Below are 15,274 nucleotides of genomic sequence, written 5' to 3' on the forward strand. Positions count from 1 at the left end.
CGCCTTGATTTCGGTTTTTGAAGGAATTTGCATATGACAAGCTAAAAAGGACAGCAAGAGTTTGCTTGTCCCATGAATCGATTGTGTTCGCTGGTACGACTGGCAGCGACCGCCTTTGAAAAAAATGCCATTTATGGACAGACACTAGCTAACTTTTCAATTACCAACCATAAACGGGCGGCTCTCATGCTCCTTCGCATTTTGCTTTGAGTCCTCACCCCATGAGGTACCTCGATGCCAGCCCTGACCTAAAATCAGGAACATAATTCTGCCTGTATCGTTTCACAAATGCTCAACTGAGCATGATTGACGAAATGTCCGCATATCAACTTAACTGGTGAGCCTAAATGCAGCACCAGTCGTTTCCTACCTGTACAAAAATCAATTATGACAACATAGCTGAAAGCTGCTTTATCTATAGACCCAAATGCGAACGCGAACCTCTTCTACGTTCTCGTCGCTCCAGCCACGCCGTACAGTTATTCTCTTGTTTGTCAGATGAGTCCACCAGGCACCATTGTGCACATTATTTTTATGTAGTGAGCCTTTGATAAAATCAGTCCCTCCATAATGATACTGATGCACTCCCAAGGCCCTACTGCGAAATTGAAGGTCGACAACATAGTTATCAGGGTTGCCCCCCAAATTGTGGTCAATATTGATACCTTTATCCGTCCCCACAAGGATCCCCTGTTTGGATACAATCACCCAGCCGCTATCATAAGCCGGCCTAGGAAAAGGAGCGCCACCCTGAGGACCGATATCGCCGCGGATAGCACCGGTGACAAACAGATCGCCTTCAATAAAGGCTGCCGGCCCCTTGCCTTCATTTCTGGCCCGTACGCCTGCGTGGCCCGGTTCGTCGCTTTGAGTTACCCCTAGCAAGCCATCATTTCCGCCGCTTATTCCTGCTACGCCAATACCTTTCGAGCTATGACCGAACACACCGCTTTTATCGTGGCTCCCGGTACTGCCGACAACGCCATCGTTACTCTCACTTTGGCCGAGCACGCCATTGCCATGAGCGGTATGTCCAATAACCGCTGGAGCGTCTGCGGCACCAGTCCAACCGACAACCCCCGGTTTTTCATCACTGCGCCCAGTCACGCCGGATCCAGCCTGACTGTAGCCGTACACACCGCTTTTTTCAGCACTTCCTGTTCAACCGACCACACCGTTATTCGTTTTACTCTCACCTTTTAACCCAGGAGGTTCACCCGTTGACTCCGATACCAAAAACAAAAGAAAGACGGTAAAACCAAGTGCAACGGCTTTGAACAGGCGAATGTGGATATCCATGGTCATCGTACACCTCCTCTCAAATGCAACAGACTCTATTCATGATATCGACATTACCCAACACTCTGCAATTTCGTGCTTTGAAATTTTCAAGGATCGCAGTCTCATATCATGCATTATAAACAAAGCAACTATACAAAGCATATTATATGCCACAACCGAATAACCTTCATAAGCATCTTTGATTATTTGAAAAAAAACAACTTCTCCCTTAAAACTATTCACCATTCAACGAAAAAGTGGTGCATTTGAAGCAAGTATGGTGGTGGTTTTCAACCAAACACCAAAATGCAAGCCAATACGCTCATTGTATACATTCGCCCAGAGAACGCTTTTCTCTAGCCCACGTTGGCAAGGTTAGTTGGTCATCTTCCAGCTGCAAACATTATGTCTAAAAGCAAGGATCACATCGGGGTCACGAAAATTCCATGCTATACATTTTCAAAGTAGCCAATGGTTGTAATCGTTGTGCACCGACGGAAAACATGAAACAGCTACATTGGAACAAAACCAACCTGATGGGCTGAGAAAAACTAATCAGCCTGATCTTGGCACGGAAATCATTCACTTAATTTTGACTATGGCTAACAACAAAATGAATCTGTTCCTTTTTTGAGTCTCAACCATTCCCGCTCTTCCCCGAGCTTCTCTTGCTGGGGCATTATGCCCCTGCGGGGTGGAATGTCCCAATTTTATTCTTTTATTAAAGAATATCTCTCTCCCTCTATACTATAAAATTCAAGGTATCTATCAAAGCAGGCAAAAACGTGCTGGATCTCATGGCCAATCAGATATTTTTTTAATGAAGTAATACATGCTTTGTTTTTGACGACCAAATGTGTAAAGCAGGTAATTCATTATTTTTATTAATTAAATTTTAAACAACCAAAAAGTACCAATCAATACAACAGAGCAGAGAGCGCTTCCAAATAATCATTCTCATATTTCGCCTTATCTTCAAAAAAATTATGCAGTTACTTGCTCCAGTACTGCTTCACAGTCCTGCTCTCGTCCATCCATAACCGGGGCATACTGCCCCAATGTTTGATCGCACAAGAATCATTTCACTATTTTTACCTTTTCCTTCTAGTAAATTCCGGGCACGGATCTCCGCACAACACGGTTTAAAAATAGAAAAAATAGGATTATCAGATATTTAAACAGAGCGACTCTTTGACGGCACGTATGTTGCTAGCCCTAGAAGCATATAGCATCTTATATGTCTCATTTACAAAATGAGGCTAAACGTAAAAGTCGACATCGGCATAATCCCGTAATCCTTAAGATTACAAAAAATTGCCGTCCTTAAAGATGGAAAGAGAGGGTATTTGATAGAAATTGCGGGTGATCGAAAGAGCCGCCTGCAAGGAGGAAACTGAAAAGGATGGTGGCGTCTCTGTCTTACCAGCGAAGAAAAAGCGCGACCTGAGCCCTTTCGCCTTCTGCTCTTGATTAAAATCATCAATGAGAAAAATCTGGCCATCCTGTTGACCGGTAAAATGCCCAGGTCATTAAGCCCGAAGCTCGACCATGAATGTCAAATTATGCCCAGGTAAGTGGAATCACCTCACTGACGAGTAATCTAATATAACAGTACTGTAGGTTCAATCTTCGTTGCAGGTTTAACGAGGTTCATTCGTTTTACAGGTCGTTACATTAACTTTTTCAGAGGAGTGTCAAATGGCAAGTGAGAAATTAGGTAATCCAGCAGTTGTCGGTTTAGCGGGGTTTGGAATCACAACTTTACTGCTCCAGTTCCACAATCTAGGTTTTACAGGGACTGGAATAGTTTTTTGTGCCGCCATGATGTTTGGCGGAGGCGCACAGCTTGTTGCAGGCTTTCTGGAGTTTAAAGCCGGCAACAATTTTGGATTTAGCGCTTTTGTCTCATACGGGGCGTTCTGGCTGGCTTTAGGCGCGATCTGGTTTATAGCAGATTTGCAAGGAGCTGGTGTTGGTGCCATAGGGCCACACCTGAAAGTTTCCGGACATGATATAGGCATATTTCTGTTAGCCTATACTATTTATACAGCCATTATGTTTTATGGCTCTTTACGAATTCATCAGGCCATGGCCTTCACGTTCCTTACCTTGCTCATTGGGTTTATCGGCTTGGATTTAGTGTTTTTAGCAGGCATGAAGAATCTGCTGACAATCACAGCCATAGATCTGATTATATGTGCCGGTGGAGCACTGTATATGATGGCAGCGATAATTTATGCTGATTTATCTGGAAGGTCGATTTTACCAGTTGGCAAACCAATCCTTCGGTAGCGTTTTCCAAATAAATCACGACCTGTAAGACGTTAGGGTGCCTTGAAAAATTAGATATTACCTCCAAGGTCAGATAAACCATGAGTCCGAAGCATGCGCTAGACTCGGGGAGACTGGGCGGCATAGTAATTTTCCAAGGTGGCTTTTCCTTTAATTTATTGTTCAGCTACCGCACAGTAAGCGGATAAATTGTACGTTCGTTGAGTATATTATTGATTTGATGGGGGCTCGCCCCTCTTTTCCTTCTCCCCCTGAAAAAAGAGGGGCAGCGTCCCACCAGACCGAAACTTACCTTTGTTTCACATCACCTGCGCCGGCCACTGCAATTTTTCAAAAACAGCTTGCCGCTGTAAACGCTGATATTACAATGCTCCTCTCTGTGTGATACGCTTCAAATGCCTGAAATGGTTTTCATGACTAACAGCAGTTAAACACACGGCTACCGTTAGGAACGTTCTACTGCCACGTGCGGCTTTTCACCGTCGCTAGGTAATGTTTTTAGCAGGTTCTCCAACTGCCTTACATGACCTTGTTCTTCTGAGATAATAATGTCTAAATGTTTTGAGGCCTCTTCGTCGTCAAGAAACCCTCGCAGAAACTTGTAAAACATCACCGTATCTTCTTCGAACTCACGACATTGGGCTAAAACACTGCTGAGTTGTTCGGCACTACTCAGGGATTTTTGTTCAAGTGAGAAGGTACGACTCTTGACCATCTCCTCCAGCAAGCCCCTACCCATTGCCTCCATCTTTTCCTGTTCCTCAGTCTTGTTGCACTTTTTGAGTTCAAGCGCCTCAAACCAAAGCAGGTGACGTTTCTCTTCATCCGCCATCCAGAGAAGTAAATCAGCAATATTTTTATCGGCTGTTTCTTTGGCTGCCGCCCGGTATGTTTCTTCGCCGTTACGTTCGATCTGCACGGCAATGTTACGTATATCTATATCTGTAAACATATTGAAACCTCTTGATAAAATTTACCTCTATGCGAATTGTGCACTGATTGCGCATCTCCATATTACGCCAGGTTGAATGTTGTTGCTGTAAATATCCTTTTATTCGCAACGCACCGGTTGAGAAAAACACGGCTGCTTCGCATCAATCTTGCGATTAACAGATCCAACAAAAAAACCATTTGCCATACTTGCTGCCAAGGCGGGACAGCTGAGTATTTAGCCAACTACAGAGCAGGCATTGCGAGACACCTTTTACATAACTAGCCTGGAGAGGAAAATACGTCTATGAGATATAGTCCTTCTCTCTTGAGGGTGTCTTGAATAATGAGATTTTTCAATCGAGGTCAGGTAGGCCCCTACTCTGAGGCATGCGAAAAATTTTACCACAAGCATATACACAATATCGGAGTCTTTGCTTGCCTCCGAGGATAACATTTTGAGCATAACGCCGAGATAGGCAGAAAAAGCTATTATCCAAAATGCCCTTGAAATGCTATCCCCAGAATTGGCTTTATTTAAATGCCCTTGATGCCCCCCAGGTAGAAATAAGTTGGGCGTCATCACTCTCTTCCAGTGCAGGGACCAAAATCTCGAAGTACTCTTTTTCACCAACCTCTCCACGATTTGTCTTACCCTTTAGTTCATAGTAACCCCGGAACTGATAGACGGGATCCAGTGTCTCTTGTGCATAGATACCTGGTCGTGCATAGTAGGTTGTGCTTACTTGTTCGATATAGATATTCGTCTCTATGTCTGTTTCCCCATCTTTTTCAGGCGGCCAGATACGCTTGAAATTTTCAAATGCTTCCATTGGGCTTATGATAGAAAATTCACCTTCATACTTGATCTGGCGCCAAATCAATGAACAGCCGATTACCTTCCCGTTTTCACCAAAAACCACTCCTGCTTTTGCGCCTGGTCCCCTAACGAATGTATTGTCGATTTCAAAACCATAGACAACAGCGATCGCCGAACTGCCTGAATCAAGAATCTCCCCCTTCTCATCGAGTTGTTCAAATGCATAAGGGCGAGTACCAAGAAGCCTTGCACCCTCAGGCAAGAGACCGTTCTCTGACAACACAGATTCGGCCTTCTTGATTGCCTCACCTGCCAGTGGTAATTGTGCTGCTGTTCTTTCAGCATCAAGTGCGTCATTATCTGAATAGCGGATAGAACCGGTTCCATTCTGATGAAAAACCTCCAGGCTACGATTGCCCTGCCTCACCATAAATCGCTTCTCATGTTTTTCGACAGGGGCATCAAGCTGAAAAGCCATTGCCAGTTTTGCAACCTCGCCAGCATTGTTGATAATAGGCTCCTGGGTGGCGAAACGTTTCATCTTCGCCGGCTCACCCGGCAGCTCTGCAGTGAGGTGAAATACAGATCTCACCGAATATCTGGATCTGGGCGGTTCTTCTTGGGCAGAGGCAACCATGGCGAACGGGAAAACCAATAAACAATAGAAAAGTATTGCAATAGCCGTTTTTAATATCGTATTCATAGCTTGTCTCCATGAAATGATTGATTGTCGGGCTTTGCCCTAGAGTGTGGGCCAGCTAAGATATCGGTAATATTGCGTAGAGGGGTCCGGATCACTACTGACGGTTCCATATTCATGGATGTGGTCACCAAGTGTGTCGCTGCCGGTGCTTGCCGCTCTCAGGTAGGCTCCCTCGTACAGCGGCCCTTCTGTGATCTCGGTGGCTTTTCTCCACGCGGTTCTGACGCTGTATATTGTGCCGTCATAAGCGCCGGTGAGATGTTGGGCAAAGATGCGTCCGCGGGTCCCACTGTCAGTGGCAGCGGTGCGAAAACCGAGGATATAATGCAAGCCATGCATAACGTCCGAGTTGGCCCATCGCTGGGTGAGCGTATAGGTGACATCAGCACCATCAGTATGTTTTGCCAAAGCCGAACAGACATCCAAAACGATCCATTCAAGGTCATTATCTCCCCAACGTGGTTCTTGCGAGGAAGGAATAGAAGCAAGTACCCAGTCATCATTTGCATCGACACCAAATGTAAAACCACCGCCCCGGCCCACACCTGTCGGCACAGTTCCTCCCCCTGCGCCATGTCCTGAAAAATAAGCGAAGTCGACATTATCAATCCAGGTGGAAGCCATTCCACCCAACGAATCGCGCTTAAAATGCTTCTCCCATGCTGCAGCATCTTGTTGATGGAACTGACCCTTCCAATCAGGATGGGCCTTTATGATGTCGTAAAAACCCTGAGCATTAATATGGCGATTGTAGACGTTGGCCTTGCCAACAGGTGTGTAAGTAACGACGGACTCAACGCCAACCCGGTTAGCACATGCTGCAATGAAGAAAATGAACAGTAAAGTGGACAATACGCGAATGTAATACATGATTATTCTCCTTTGTGTATGTTCCCCCAATACAAAAAGCCGGACTACCTTTTTACAAAGGCAGCCCGGCTATCTTTAGAGACCCGCAGCTTTCCGTCCCTGCCTTCCGGCAGGTTTGGCTTTATCTTATGCCACTTTCATCTATATCTACTTTATTTGAGTATATGACAACCCCTAACCAGAACACAAGACAACATCGTGGTACCCATGTCTAAAGTGTCAACAATTTGCCTGAAAAGCGTTGGGATGCAACACCTCTGCAGATGAAACAAAACTGATTTTTGATGTTGGTGTGCTTTGGCAATATCAAATATTCTGGCCTGAAAACCAATCAGCTCCAGTGAAGAGCTAACAGCACCTCGTTTATCAATGCCAAGGTCAGCTCTGAGCAATGCTCCGATGACCTCCTTAAATCAAAGAGTAACAAAATAGATAACTGCACTCCTCAAACTTGCGTTTTCGGGAGAAATCCGAGACCTGCTTGCAAAGCCGCCTGGGAGGCCGGCTGACAGGAATCCGTTTTTTTCGCGTGTGCCTACACTATTGCAACATCTTTTTTCACGCTATGGATACCAAAAACATCCCTTTGATAGGCAAATGCGAGCTGTCTCAAAGTTGATTTCGCTCCCCGGAGCAGTTCATTTAATTGGTAAAAGTGGTGACTTTCGTTGCGAACTCAGTCCTTGTATTTTACTCATGACCGACCTGTTTTTTTCGCCTGGGTTTAATCACATGCCAACTCCACTACGCGCTCTATAATGAGAGCCGGCACACATATTTTTACATGGACTCGATACGACCCGATGCCAGTGATACATTAACATCATTTTTACCTGGGTCTTTTTCAAGGAACGAAAGCAACGCTCAATAACCTTTTCATGCAGAATATCCGTGGCTTCATAAAGCTGGCGTAGTCTGAAATGACCACACTCGCGGAGGTAAACAGTATTGAGCCACCTCTCCCACACGCCGGGCTTAGATTCTCAAAGGAGGGATGAGCAAGAAACAGCGCTATCTCATTAAAGAACAATTAAAAAATATTGGTGAAGGATTCGATGCTGCCAGACTTGGACAGATTTTTTAGCGCTTCCAGTCTCATGGAAAGGGACAATTCAACAATATGCCGGAAGACTTCATCGCTAGTACGATGGCAAGAAAGAATCCCTTTAGGATTTATCTAATTCCTTAACCGAACAGCAGCGTTTTCATGTAGCGTAAAACTATAACACCTTTATAAAAATGGTAAGAGTACTGTAGAGTGTTTTCCCCTCTACAGTACTTGTTTTTTTTAATTACCAAAACCAAAGCCCTTTAAAATGCTTTTACCCTGTTCCTTGACTGATGTACCGAGATCTTTAGTCGGATTCATCTTTCCTGCCTCACCATCAGGATTGATCAATGCTTTGATAATGTCTTCTTTTTTAGGAGCAAGCTCTAAGGCCATACCTTTGATATCAGGACTGAACTCAGGACTTTTGAAAGTCCCCTCCACAAGTATTGGCACCATGACTCCTGACCTTTCTTCTGTATCCCCCTGCCCTTTAAGGGTACCGACAAATTTAGGTTTAACCCTGAAATTTAGCGTTTCCCTTGCTAGATTGGCATTACCTGTCATGGCTAGCCTGAGCAGAGGTGAACTGAGACTGGTTCCATTCGTGTTAAAAACACCGTTAGTAAGAGTGAATGGCACTTTTAATTCCGCGAAATCAGTTTTTGGTTTTATGGAAGTTTTTCCAATATCGGAAAAACTTGTCTGAATATTACGAGCCATACCCGCAATGTCTACGCCTACAATGGCGCCATCGCTGAAAAGAAGATCCCCTTTGCCGTTCAGTGTGCGTTTGAGCATCTCAGGGGTATCCCCATCGAGTTGCAGGGATACATTGGTATTTACCTTACCTTCAAGGACATCTTTTTTGATACTGTCTCTTAACAACGGACCAACCTTAATATTTTTGGTCATCAGCTCTATAGTGACTTTTGGTCTTTCGCCTTGAACGTTCAACGATGCAATGGTTGTGAGGGTGCCTTCATAGAGAGCAAGTTCAAAGGGATCAAGGTCAAACAGACCATCCTTGCCGCTGACTCCCATTTTAATGTTTTCAATCTTTACCCCCTTGGCTATCAGCTGATTGGCCTTAACTGTACCATTTACCACCAGGCGTCGTAGCGGGCTGTAGTCAATCCCTTTTCTCTTAACATCTTCGCCGTTGATAGTTGTTTCTTTCGGAGAATCCACGACTGCATCATGTTCCTTAACAATTACAGGTGGCAGGTATCTGTCAAGATTTATTGAGTCGAGATTTATCTCAAAATTAATATTGGGTTGTGATATTTCTTTAACCGTCAGTAAAAAATCAAGATTGGAGTCATCAAGGGTGAGCAGACCATCGGAGATATTAATTTCGGTGGGTATTCCCGCAAGTTTCAGCTTAAGAGATATTTTTTCCAGTACCTTAGAGTCAGCTGTCTTAACTGGAAATTCTTGGTCGAGGGCTGCCATTATTTGTCTTGGAGAAAAAGAAGCTACATCCAGTCCAACATCAAATTTTTTATTACCAATAAGATCTTTAATACTTCCCTGCGCACGAATTTTAAGTTGATTAAGAGCCTGCATGGTCAGATCAAAGTGCAAGGTGCCCTTATCTGGTTGCTTACCAATAGGACCAATTTCCCCTTGCAGAGCAATAGGTTGAGCATCTACATGGGCGTCAAAGTCAATACCAATGGGGTTATCCAAACTAATGTTGGTAAGACGAAGGTTGAGACCTGAAATTTCTTTATTTGTCTTAGTTAACTGATCCTTAAAAATTACTCGCCCATTGGTGATGGCAAATTCACCAACAACCAGTGATTTGATAGGAAGGCTGCTAACAGTAGCAGGTTCTGCTTGCTTGTGGTCTTTTCCAGCAGCAGGAGCAGTTGGCTTTTTCTTGTCGCTCTGGCCAATTCCCATCCAGTTCGCCTGACCGTCACTTTTTCTCTCCAGATAGAACTCTGGCCCATCTAGAATAAATTTTTTAACTTGAACTTCTTTGGAAAGCAGTGGCATGGCCTTAATTCTGGCTTCAAAGGATTTAATCTTGATGAAAGAATTATCACTATACCCTCCGGGGTTGCCAACTGAGAGATCAGAAAAAGAAAGTGCCACCCAGGGAAAAAGAGAAAGGTTAAGTTTTCCTTCTAGGGTAACTGGGCGTCCGGTTACTTCACTGATTTTTTGTTCGATTTGCGGTTTGTACGACTGGACATCCACAAACATTGGGATAATTAGGGTCCCAGCAACAATTACTGTGACCAGAATCATGATGAGAATAAACAACCATTTAAGGATTTTTTTCATATAGCAACTCCAATTGACACATGTAACCTTTTGTTATGCAATGTAAATATCTTCTTGAACAGCAAGATATGTCTTCAGCATCCTTAGCTATTACGAATCCTATCTCAAATGGTATAGAGGATACAAATACTAAGTGAAATAATTTTGGTAATTGACGAAATCTATGTCTAATTTTTACTATTTATTGATACTAAAAAAACATTGACAATTTCTTTTACTATCAATTTTCATAACAATTCAATTCGCAAATAATCCAGCAATATCGATTGGATTGCCATATCAAAGCACCACTAAAGGTTCATTAGCCTTGGGGTTTACATATTTACTGTTCACACCTAACTACACCTCAATTACCCACAATTGAACTCAGTAAATTTTACCATTCCGATCGGATCAGGCGCTCAACAATTAATTGGACGAACAAGATTTTCGAAAGATATTTTCAGGTTTCCAGGAAATAAATACAGGGCGTTTACAAGACTACAAACTGTGACACGGCTGGGATACGAAAAAAGCCACCTACCCGAAAGGTAAATGGCTCATTTCTACATAAAACCATGGTCAAGGCGGTAGGATTCGGACCTACGGCCTCCTGCTCCCAAGGTGCCTGAACCTGTTTCTAGCCCCCACAACCTCCCGTTATTAAAAGAAATTAACGAGTTGCCAAAATCAGCAATTTCGTTTAACCCCTATTTATCTCGTCTAATATGGATCTATTTCGATTAGAACGTCTAAAAATCGTCTAATGATTAGACGGTGGATTTCCATCAGAAATCCTTCAAATAGTATCTGACAATTACGTCTTGGGTAGCCAAACGCCACCATTGACTATAATACATAGTGTGGTATAGTTATTATAGTTGTAATTGAAAACTAATTTGATATTGAAAAGGTAAACCTATGCCTGGATTACAAAAAAACGTAAGTTTCTCGCTCGGTGCACATGACCGCACATTCATTGAGAATCAAGTCAAAGAAGGGCGTTTCGGTAATCGTACCGAAGTTGTTCGAGCTGGATTGCGCCTCCTTGAAGATTACGAGAACAAACAAAAGCTGCAAAGATTACGTCTTGAAATTGCAAAAGGAGATTCCGATCTGAAAGCCGGTAGGGTAACTGAATATGAAAACGGACAAGCTCTATTCAATGATATTGTTGGAAAATAGGAGGTTGTCATCAAACCACTTCGCTTAATTATAACTGATACAGCGAGGTCGGACCTCAGAAGTATCTACGAGTATATTGCAGAAGATAACCCAAATGCGGCTGACACCTTTATTCGAAATTTAACAGGTAAGCTAGAGCATCTTGCCCATACAGGAATAACAGGTTCCCCAAGAGACTGGGTTAGCGTGGGATTAAAGGCTTTTCCATACAAAGGTCGTTGCTTCTATTTTCGGATTATCGAGGCCCAATTGGTTGTTATTCGAGTTTTACATGGTAAGCAGGATGTTAGTGCTCAATCTTTTTACGATGATTATTAACAGAATTTGTTGAGCTAGTGTACAGCAAGCAACCTTACCCCAACTTCGTGATAGAAAAATAAAATATCGTTTAATTTAAGAATGTTAGCCGTATTTGGCCGTTTAGTATGGCACTACATCTTTCATTTTATTGCAATGCTTGTTTTCTCCACATTTCCCGGATGATTTTTCAGACCCAATGCTATATATATTTTATGCTACTCAGAATCAGGCCGCACACTTTTTCTGCCATGTACGGTATCCCCATTTTTGCACTGCATCGAAATGGTGACCCGATTGTGAGGCAGGAGCGAGTATTCCAGATGATTCCGGCCATCGTTTTCGGAGGGTAACGACGCATAGAACCAGATGGTAGAGGAAATCTTTTTGAACCAAAACTTCAAGAAGATTTTCATGCCCAAAAAGAGATTATCTATGCGAAAGATACGAGAGATATTGCGTCTCAAATACGGTTGTAATTGTAGCAATCGTGAAATCAGTCGAAGTTGCGGTATAGGCAGGACGACAGATAGGCAGGACGACAGTCGGTGATGACTTAAACCGTGCAAAAGCAGCAGGGCTAGACTGGCCTCTTCCAGATGAATTAAGTGACACCGCTCTAGAACACCAGCTTTTCCCTTCCTCAGCACTCGCACGACACAGTCCCGCTTCATTCACGACTTTCAGGAAGTCCACAAAGCACTGCAATCCCGTAAACACGTGAACCTGAATTTGTTATGGCAGGAATACAAGGAACAGCATCCCGATGGCTGGCAATATAGCTGGTTTTGCACCATAGTTACCGCAATTGGGCAGCTCGTCTGAGTGCCGTCATGCCGCATGAACACCGGGCAGGCGAAAAACATGTTGACGGTGACTGATCAAACCGTTGATTTAATCAACCATGAAACCGGTACAATCCACAAAGCCCAAATCTTTGTCAGTGTTATGGGTGCCAGCAATTATACCTATGCAGAAGCCACGTTGAGCCAAAAGATTGAAGACTGGAAGGTTCCCATGTCCGTGCATTTTCTTTCATGGGCGGTGTTCCGATGGCCGTTATTTCTGATTATTTAAAAAGCGGCGCCAGCAAGACTTGTCGTTACTACCGAGATCTATGCTGGTCACCTTGATTGCTTTCCAGCAAGTATACCCTGGAGATCGAATGGGTGCGTCTAATAATCGTCTAATAAAGGTAGGAGGTCTAGAAACGCAAAAAGCCAACCACTATGTAAGCAATTGGATTTATTCTATTATTCACCGATCCTTGACGAGCAATCTTCCCAACTTGACTCCTTAACTTTATTTAACATATACTCCTTGGGTGCACGCTATAAATTACTCTACTCTACCAGGATAACCTTATCATGAAGATTTACATTTTAGTGTTCACCACGTTTGTCTTCACACTGTACGCTGGATACAGTCGGCCACCTAAGTGCCAACCACTTTCAGCAGATATACACAATGAAACACTAACCAAACTACAGAAAGAAACGTGTGAAAAGCTAAACGCTCCCGGTGCTGTTTTGTATGTCCGATTTCCCGATGGATCAATATGGAAAAAAGCCTATGGATTGGCCAGTATTGACGACAGTGGCTCACAAAAAATAGAGACGGATATGCAGTTTAGGATTGCAAGTGTCACCAAAACTTTTATTGGATCAGCAATACTGCAACTAGTCGGAGAAAATAGATTCCACTTGAACGACAATATGGAAAAATTGTTGCCGGGTTTTTTAAATTATGGAGAAAAGATTACCGTTAAAATGTTACTGAATCACAGTAGTGCGATTCCTAATTATGCGACCACGGATGAGTTTACTGATAAATGGGTGGAGAATTTCACTTACAACTGGTCGAAAGAAGAGCTGTTCGGTTTCATAAAAAATGAAGACTTACTGGATAAGCCCGGACATGAAGGATACTACAGTAACTCAAACTACTACCTATTGGGTTTGTTGATTGAAAAGTATTCCCAAAAATCATTGCCTGAATACCTCAAAGACAAGATTTTTGACCCAATTGGGTTAACAAATACCTACTTCCCAACAACCGATAAATTAGGTGGTAAATATGCTGATGGGTATTTCGATTTCAACGAAAATGGGCTATTCGAAAGTAATGAAGTCGTAACAGATCAAAACCCCTCGGCTATATGGGCTGCAGGCATGATTGTTTCCGACATCCACGATCTTTCTCTATGGATTGATGAATTATTCACCGGCACCCTAATTACCCCGCAATTGCAAAAGATACGTTTAGACATGAACATGCAACTACACGGTGCACCTGAATTTGTTAAAATGGGGTTAGCAGTTGCTTCAATCGACGGTGCAGAAGGACATACAGGTGCAATACCTGGCTTCACATCTGTCTTGTTTCGTTACAAAGGAGCAGATATTATCGCACTTTCTAATTGTTTCCATACAAAAAAGGATATGGGAAGTGTTGCTGAGACACTTTTGCAAAAAGTAAAAACTCAAATATTGGATAAATAACCTGAATGGCGGGGACATCAACTCATCACCCTTCTTTGGCGTAGACCCGAAAACGTCTAATTATCGTCTAATCGATCGTCATCAAATTTGGCTTAATTTCCATTGACTTTGTTATCATTTATGATAACACTTACAAATAAACTGGCACATAACTTTTTACAGCGATAAGGTCGAGCAAGTGACTCTATCATTTCCACCTGGAATTTTAGCAAACTTCCTTCACATTGCTGAGATGATAGAGATATTTGGAGCAGCACTTGGTTCACCTTATACCAAAGCAATGGGTGAAGGCCTGTTTGAGATCAGGGCTAAAGGAAAAGAAGGTATCGGCAGATCTTTCTTTTACACTGTAAAGGGCAAGGAGATAATTATCCTTCACTCATTTATTAAAAAATCTCAAAAAACGCCCAAAAGGGAACTAGCAACAGCCAGAAAAAGACTGAAAGAGGTGAAATCATGAGAACATCATTAAAAGATTTCAAAAAGAAAGCATTACAGAACCCTGAAGTCAAAAGCGAATACGACCGCTTGTCTTCAGCTTACGAACTCAGAAAGCAACTCATTAAAATTCGTAAAGATGCCGGGTTTACTCAGGAAGAGCTCGCTGAACTCCTGCATACAAAAAAGAGTAACATCTCAAGGCTTGAGAATGTAAACTCTAAAATTTCTCCAAAACTCTCTACTATTGAAGAATATGCACGGGCTGTCGGATATAAACTTGAAATTAACTTTATTTTACAATCATAACCATCAAAGCATTCCCCGAGTAGTAGCACAATTCTGTAGTTCATAGGAAGTGCTCAAATGACTGATGATTTAGAAAGTCTGAGAATTAAGTATCAGAATGCTTTAGCCGAAATCGACAAACTACGTCAAGAAAATGCGCGGCTTAAACAAACCGCAATTCCTCCCATTTCCACATCAGTCATTAAGCCCAAAGTAAAAGGAGTTATGATCAAAAGTGGTGTTTGAGTAAGCGATGAAAAAATAAATGACGTATCCTGTTGGAAATAATCGACCAAAATTAATCCCAACAAAAAAAGGATACGTCATGAGTGATAATAAAGTTATCC

13 protein-coding genes, 1 pseudogene and 1 riboswitch are annotated in these 15,274 nt (G+C 42.8%); of the genes and pseudogenes, 8 read left to right on the forward strand and 6 right to left on the reverse strand.

Annotation, left to right across the window (positions count from 1 at the left end; all coding sequences use genetic code 11):
- Positions 1-411 precede the first annotated feature (411 nt).
- Positions 412-1,137 carry a hypothetical protein gene (locus JWH17_RS21990; protein WP_205224853.1) on the reverse strand — a complete coding sequence of 242 codons (726 nt, stop codon included), beginning with the start codon at positions 1,135-1,137 and terminating at the stop codon, positions 412-414.
- Between the two features lie 24 nt (positions 1,138-1,161).
- Positions 1,162-1,305, reverse strand: a complete 144-nt coding sequence (locus tag JWH17_RS21995; RefSeq protein WP_205224854.1) for a hypothetical protein — start codon at positions 1,303-1,305, stop codon at positions 1,162-1,164.
- 1,674 nt (positions 1,306-2,979) lie between these two features.
- Here JWH17_RS21995 and JWH17_RS22000 point away from each other — a divergent pair.
- Positions 2,980-3,573 carry an acetate uptake transporter gene (locus tag JWH17_RS22000; RefSeq protein WP_205224855.1) on the forward strand — a complete coding sequence of 198 codons (594 nt, stop codon included), beginning with the start codon at positions 2,980-2,982 and terminating at the stop codon, positions 3,571-3,573.
- Positions 3,574-4,018: 445 nt separating this feature from the next.
- Here the strand turns inward: JWH17_RS22000 and JWH17_RS22005 are convergent, their stop codons facing one another.
- From JWH17_RS22005 to JWH17_RS22020, 4 genes and pseudogenes are all read right to left on the reverse strand, one after another.
- Positions 4,019-4,525 carry a ferritin family protein gene (locus tag JWH17_RS22005; protein WP_205224856.1) on the reverse strand — a complete coding sequence of 169 codons (507 nt, stop codon included), beginning with the start codon at positions 4,523-4,525 and terminating at the stop codon, positions 4,019-4,021.
- Positions 4,526-5,036: 511 nt separating this feature from the next.
- Positions 5,037-6,026: a hypothetical protein gene (locus JWH17_RS22010; RefSeq protein WP_205224857.1), complete on the reverse strand. Its 990-nt coding sequence runs from the start codon at positions 6,024-6,026 to the stop codon at positions 5,037-5,039.
- Between the two features lie 39 nt (positions 6,027-6,065).
- Positions 6,066-6,896, reverse strand: coding sequence for a DUF6345 domain-containing protein (locus JWH17_RS22015; protein ID WP_205224858.1), 831 nt, complete (start codon positions 6,894-6,896; stop codon positions 6,066-6,068).
- A gap of 56 nt (positions 6,897-6,952) precedes the next feature.
- Positions 6,953-7,026, reverse strand: a riboswitch (cyclic di-GMP riboswitch).
- A 1,533-nt stretch (positions 7,027-8,559) separates the two neighbouring features.
- Positions 8,560-10,239, reverse strand: a pseudogene (locus tag JWH17_RS22020) (AsmA family protein); the annotation flags it as partial.
- 900 nt (positions 10,240-11,139) lie between these two features.
- On the opposite strand from JWH17_RS22020, the gene JWH17_RS22025 reads away from it, so the two are divergent.
- The 7 genes from JWH17_RS22025 (at position 11,140) to JWH17_RS22055 (ending at position 15,173) form a co-directional block, all read left to right on the forward strand.
- Positions 11,140-11,403, forward strand: a complete 264-nt coding sequence (locus JWH17_RS22025) for a type II toxin-antitoxin system ParD family antitoxin (protein ID WP_205224860.1) — start codon at positions 11,140-11,142, stop codon at positions 11,401-11,403.
- Between the two features lie 30 nt (positions 11,404-11,433).
- Positions 11,434-11,721 (forward strand): type II toxin-antitoxin system RelE/ParE family toxin, encoded by a 288-nt coding sequence (locus JWH17_RS24755; protein ID WP_369125077.1) that lies wholly within the window; start codon positions 11,434-11,436, stop codon positions 11,719-11,721.
- Between the two features lie 843 nt (positions 11,722-12,564).
- Positions 12,565-12,777 (forward strand): transposase, encoded by a 213-nt coding sequence (locus JWH17_RS22035; protein WP_205224861.1) that lies wholly within the window; start codon positions 12,565-12,567, stop codon positions 12,775-12,777.
- Between the two features lie 290 nt (positions 12,778-13,067).
- Positions 13,068-14,201, forward strand: a complete 1,134-nt coding sequence (locus JWH17_RS22040; protein WP_205224862.1) for a serine hydrolase domain-containing protein — start codon at positions 13,068-13,070, stop codon at positions 14,199-14,201.
- 136 nt (positions 14,202-14,337) lie between these two features.
- Positions 14,338-14,661, forward strand: a complete 324-nt coding sequence (locus JWH17_RS22045) for a type II toxin-antitoxin system RelE/ParE family toxin (protein WP_205224866.1) — start codon at positions 14,338-14,340, stop codon at positions 14,659-14,661.
- Positions 14,658-14,948, forward strand: coding sequence for a helix-turn-helix domain-containing protein (locus tag JWH17_RS22050; protein ID WP_205224863.1), 291 nt, complete (start codon positions 14,658-14,660; stop codon positions 14,946-14,948). Before JWH17_RS22045 ends, JWH17_RS22050 begins: the two co-directional genes overlap by 4 nt.
- 57 nt (positions 14,949-15,005) lie before the next feature.
- Positions 15,006-15,173 carry a hypothetical protein gene (locus tag JWH17_RS22055; RefSeq protein ID WP_205224864.1) on the forward strand — a complete coding sequence of 56 codons (168 nt, stop codon included), beginning with the start codon at positions 15,006-15,008 and terminating at the stop codon, positions 15,171-15,173.
- The last annotated feature ends 101 nt before the right edge of the window (positions 15,174-15,274 follow it).

This window comes from Desulfogranum marinum, from assembly GCF_016918565.1.
Taxonomy (GTDB): Bacteria; Desulfobacterota; Desulfobulbia; order Desulfobulbales; family Desulfobulbaceae; genus Desulfogranum; species Desulfogranum marinum.

Coding starts and splice junctions, on each gene's coding strand:
- JWH17_RS22010 (WP_205224857.1), bottom strand. CDS start 6,026: ATGAATACGATATTAAAAACGGCTATTGCAATACTTTTCTATTGTTTA.
- JWH17_RS22035 (WP_205224861.1), top strand. CDS start 12,565: ATGTTGACGGTGACTGATCAAACCGTTGATTTAATCAACCATGAAACC.
- JWH17_RS22005 (WP_205224856.1), bottom strand. CDS start 4,525: ATGTTTACAGATATAGATATACGTAACATTGCCGTGCAGATCGAACGT.
- JWH17_RS22040 (WP_205224862.1), top strand. CDS start 13,068: ATGAAGATTTACATTTTAGTGTTCACCACGTTTGTCTTCACACTGTAC.
- JWH17_RS22025 (WP_205224860.1), top strand. CDS start 11,140: ATGCCTGGATTACAAAAAAACGTAAGTTTCTCGCTCGGTGCACATGAC.
- JWH17_RS21995 (WP_205224854.1), bottom strand. CDS start 1,305: ATGACCATGGATATCCACATTCGCCTGTTCAAAGCCGTTGCACTTGGT.
- JWH17_RS22055 (WP_205224864.1), top strand. CDS start 15,006: ATGACTGATGATTTAGAAAGTCTGAGAATTAAGTATCAGAATGCTTTA.
- JWH17_RS22050 (WP_205224863.1), top strand. CDS start 14,658: ATGAGAACATCATTAAAAGATTTCAAAAAGAAAGCATTACAGAACCCT.
- JWH17_RS22015 (WP_205224858.1), bottom strand. CDS start 6,896: ATGTATTACATTCGCGTATTGTCCACTTTACTGTTCATTTTCTTCATT.
- JWH17_RS22000 (WP_205224855.1), top strand. CDS start 2,980: ATGGCAAGTGAGAAATTAGGTAATCCAGCAGTTGTCGGTTTAGCGGGG.